Source organism: Amphritea sp. (assembly GCF_050300915.1).
Taxonomy (GTDB): Bacteria; Pseudomonadota; Gammaproteobacteria; order Pseudomonadales; family Balneatricaceae; genus Amphritea.
In genome coordinates this window covers 1-4,206 of record NZ_JBNKYN010000135.1, presented here as the reverse complement: position 1 = coordinate 4,206, position 4,206 = coordinate 1, and the positions used below count along the sequence as shown (strand labels likewise).

Sequence of the window (4,206 nt, the reverse complement as noted above, 5' to 3'; positions counted from 1 at the left end):
GCGTATTTTACTAACAGCATCCTCCTCAGCCCTGCTTCATCACTGCCTGAGCTCCGGTCTGAACGACTTAACTCTGACCTGCTGTGTGCAGGTAAACATACTCCGCAAGCAGCGGAATACCCATTCCGAATTTCAAACCAGAAGCTCTGCTGTTGAACTCAGCTTTGCTTTGCAAGCTCATTAATCCATTAGAAATAACCAAAGGAAGCATCTCATGAAAAAAACCCTGATTTCTGCAGCCGCGCTTACGGTCGCAATGACAGGTACAGCAATGGCTGGCACTTTGGAAACGGTAAAGGAACGTGGCGCACTGCAGTGCGGTGTAACGAGTGGTGTACCTGGTTTCTCGGTACCGGATGATAAAGGTAACTGGAAAGGTCTTGACGTTGACGTGTGCCGGGCGGTGGCTGCCGCTGTGCTGGGTGATGCGACGAAAGTTAAGTTTATTCCTCTGAATGCGAAAGAGCGTTTTACCGCGCTGGTGTCCGGTGAGATCGATATGCTGTCCCGTGTGACCACCTGGACTCAGACCCGTGATACTCAGCTGGGTATCAACTTTGCTGGCGTTAACTACTACGATGGCCAGGGCTTTCTGGTGAAGAAAGAGCTGGGGCTGAAGAGTGTTAAAGAGCTGGATGGCGCCACCGTCTGTGTGCAGTCCGGTACCACGACCGAGCTGAACATGGCGGATTACTTCCGTACTCACGGCATCACCTATACACCGGTGGTCTTTGATACCAATGATCAGGCGGCTCAGGCCTTTGATACCGGCCGTTGTGACTCCTTCACCACCGACCTGTCCCAGGCCGCGGGCCTGCGTACCCGGATGCAGGATCCTTCTGCCGTGGGTGCACTGCCTGAGGTTATCTCTAAAGAACCGCTGGGACCTGTTGTCCGTCAGGGGGATGACACCTGGTTTAACATCGTTAAGTGGTCTCTCAATGCGCTGCTGAACGCTGAAGAGCTGGGGCTGACCATGGCTAACGTTGATAAGATGAAAGCTGAAAGCACCGATCCTAACGTTAAACGTCTTCTGGGTCTGGACGGACCTAAGGGTAAAGGGATGGATCTGGCGGATGACTGGGCATACCAGATCGTTAAGCAGGTCGGTAACTACGGCGAATCTTACGAGCGCAACGTTGGTTCAGGTTCTCCGCTGGGATTAGAGCGTGGTCTGAACGCGCTGTGGAACCAGGGTGGTCTGCAGTACGCACCACCTATGCGTTAAATCACTGAGCAACGGCTGGCCGCAAGGCTGGCCGTTTTTATTTCTGCCCTGAGTCGGTTTATTCAGGGGCAGATGGAGCTGTGTACTGACTTCTGGAGTTAACAATGTCCTCAGACATTTCGAGTTCAGGCGGCAAGCCTGAAGGTGGTTCACCGCAGTCAAAAGCACCGCCGGTGAGCCAGCCAAAGTTCTGGAACGACCCGAAGAAACGGTCGTTACTGTTCCAGGTGCTGTTGCTGGCAGCACTGGGCTTCGTTTTTTATACCATTGTTGACAACACGCTGACCAATCTTGAGCAGCGCGGTATCACCACCGGTTTCGACTTTTTGACGCGTGAAGCGGGCTTCGGCATCGCCATGAGCCTGATCGATTACACCGAAGCGTCAAGCTACGGTATGACCTTTATTGTGGGTCTGCTGAATACGATTCTGATCGCCGTCATGGGGATTATTGCCGCAACGATTCTGGGCTTTGTGCTGGGCGTTGCAAGGCTGTCCGATAACTGGCTGATCGCCAAGTTTTCCGCTATGTATATTGAGGTGTTCCGTAATATCCCGCTGCTACTGCAGATCTTCTTCTGGTATTACGCCGTCCTGAGAACCCTGCCTCATCCACGCCAGAGTATTGAATTCCTGGGTTCCTTTATTAACAACCGGGGCTTTATTTTCCCCGCGCCCGTTCCCGAAGATGGGTTTGGGCTGGTCGTTTTCGGTTTCTTTGCAGCGATTATTGCCAGCTGGGTGATTGCCCGCTGGTCGAGAAAGCGGCAGGAACTGACAGGGCAGCAGTTCCCGGTCTTTCTTACCAGCATCGGTTTGATTGTCGGTGTGCCGCTCATTCTGTTCCTGCTCAGCGGGATGCCGCTGGGGCTGGATCATCCTGAACTGAAAGGCTTTAACTTCAGAGGCGGGATTACCGTTATCCCTGAGCTGATGGCGCTCTGGGTCGCGCTGAGTATCTATACGGCGGCCTTTATTGCGGAAACCGTGCGGGCCGGTATTCTCGCGGTGTCCCACGGTCAGACGGAAGCGGCCACGGCGCTGGGGATGTCGAAAGCCAAAACCCTGCGGTTGATTGTGATACCTCAGGCGATGCGCGTGGTGATCCCCCCGCTGACCAGTCAGTATCTTAACCTGACGAAGAACTCCTCGCTGGCGACGGCGATCGGTTATCCGGATCTGGTGAACGTCTTTGCCGGCACGACCCTGAACCAGACCGGTCAGGCGATCGAGGTTATCGCGATGACCATGGCGGTCTACCTGACTCTCAGTCTGCTCACGTCATTCTTTATGAACTGGTATAACGCCAGAATTCAGTTAACGGAACGCTAGGAGGGGATGCTATGAAATATGAAATACAACCCACGCTGCCCCCACCATCCAATATGATCGGTGTCGTCGGCTGGCTGCGACAAAACCTGTTTAACGGTCCCATCAACTCAGTGGCGACGATTATCGTCGGCTATTTCCTGATCAGCTTTCTGGTGCCCACCATTCAGTGGATCTTTATCGATTCCGACTGGGTCGGTACCAGCCGGGAGGCCTGTAACAGTGGTGGCGCCTGCTGGGTGTTTATCTCTAACCGGCTGGATCAGTTTCTGTATGGTTTCTACCCCGAGGCTGAACACTGGCGGCCACAGTTAGCCTTTATCATTCTGATCGGCTCCATTGTCTGGCTGGTGATGCCACAAACGCCGAAGAAGGGACTGGTTGCGACCCTGTTGCTGGTCGTCTACCCCATCGTTGCTTACTTTCTTCTCTACGGCAATGCGTTTGGCCTGAAGCAGGTTGAAACCCATCTGTGGGGCGGTCTGACCCTGACGCTGGTGCTGGCGGTGGTCGGTATCGTCGCCTCCCTGCCGCTGGGGATCGTGCTGGCGCTGGGACGACAGTCCGATATGCCGATTGTGAAATCGGTCTGTGTGACCTTTATCGAGATCTGGCGGGGTGTTCCGCTGATTACCGTGCTGTTCATGGCGTCGGTGATGTTGCCACTGTTCTTTCCGGAAGGGATGAGCTTTGACAAGCTGCTCAGGGCACTGATCGGTATTACCCTGTTCCAGTCTGCCTATATGGCGGAAGTGATCCGGGGTGGCCTGCAGGCGATCCCTAAGGGGCAGTATGAAGCTGCCGATGCGCTGGGTCTGGGCTACTGGCAGAAGATGATTCTGATCATCATGCCGCAGGCGCTGAAGCTGATGATTCCTGGTATCGTCAATACCTTTATCGCGCTGTTTAAAGATACCAGTCTGGTGCTGATTATCGGCCTGTTCGATGTCCTGGCCATTGGCCAGGCAGCCAACCAGGATCCCGACTGGATCGGCTATTCCACCGAGAGCTATCTATTTATTGCCCTGTTGTTCTGGGTGTTCTGTTTCAGCATGTCGCGCTATTCGCAGCATCTGGAGAAGAAACTACAAACTGGCCACGGCAACCGTACCTGATAACAGAGAGATTTTGAGATGAGTCATTCACAAGCTACTGATAAATTGATGGTGGAACTGCGCGACCTGAACAAATGGTACGGCGAGTTTCATGTGCTGAAGAACATTAATCTGGAGGTCAGACAGGGGGAAAAGATCGTTATTTGCGGTCCGTCAGGCTCTGGCAAATCCACCATGATCCGCTGTATTAACCATCTGGAGGAGCATCAGAGAGGGGATATTATCGTTAATGACATCCCCCTGAACGAAGATATTAAAAATATCGAAGCGATCCGCAAGGAAGTGGGCATGGTGTTCCAGCACTTCAACCTGTTTCCGCACCTGACGGTGCTGGAGAACTGCGTGCTGGCACCGATCTGGGTGAAAAAGATGCCGCGCAAAGAGGCGGAAGCACGGGCGATGGAGCTGCTGGGACGGGTGAAGATTCCCGATCAGGCCCTGAAGTATCCGGGTCAGTTGTCCGGTGGTCAGCAACAGCGGGTGGCGATTGCCCGTTCGCTGTGTATGAATCCGGATGTGATGCTGTTTGATGAGC

Annotated in this window: 4 protein-coding genes; all 4 read left to right on the top strand. The window is 53.8% G+C overall.

The features are described 5' to 3' along the window. The first annotated feature begins 214 nt into the window (after nucleotides 1-214). Entirely contained in the window at nucleotides 215-1,228 is a 1,014-nt protein-coding gene (locus ACQY8X_RS20590) for an amino acid ABC transporter substrate-binding protein (RefSeq protein ID WP_428037007.1), read from the top strand. A gap of 104 nt (nucleotides 1,229-1,332) precedes the next feature. Next, nucleotides 1,333-2,559, top strand: coding sequence for an amino acid ABC transporter permease (locus ACQY8X_RS20585; protein WP_428037006.1), 1,227 nt, complete (start codon nucleotides 1,333-1,335; stop codon nucleotides 2,557-2,559). A gap of 11 nt (nucleotides 2,560-2,570) precedes the next feature. Beyond that, nucleotides 2,571-3,671 (top strand): amino acid ABC transporter permease, encoded by a 1,101-nt coding sequence (locus tag ACQY8X_RS20580; RefSeq protein WP_428037005.1) that lies wholly within the window; start codon nucleotides 2,571-2,573, stop codon nucleotides 3,669-3,671. Between the two features lie 18 nt (nucleotides 3,672-3,689). Further along, a partial coding sequence (locus ACQY8X_RS20575; protein ID WP_428037004.1) for an amino acid ABC transporter ATP-binding protein occupies nucleotides 3,690-4,206 on the top strand: 517 nt, incomplete at its 3' end.

What these genes read in the sequence shown, in the direction of transcription:
- ACQY8X_RS20590 (WP_428037007.1), top strand. Translation starts at nt 215, where the DNA reads ATGAAAAAAACCCTGATTTCTGCAGCCGCGCTTACGGTCGCAATGACA.
- ACQY8X_RS20585 (WP_428037006.1), top strand. Translation starts at nt 1,333, where the DNA reads ATGTCCTCAGACATTTCGAGTTCAGGCGGCAAGCCTGAAGGTGGTTCA.
- ACQY8X_RS20580 (WP_428037005.1), top strand. Translation starts at nt 2,571, where the DNA reads ATGAAATATGAAATACAACCCACGCTGCCCCCACCATCCAATATGATC.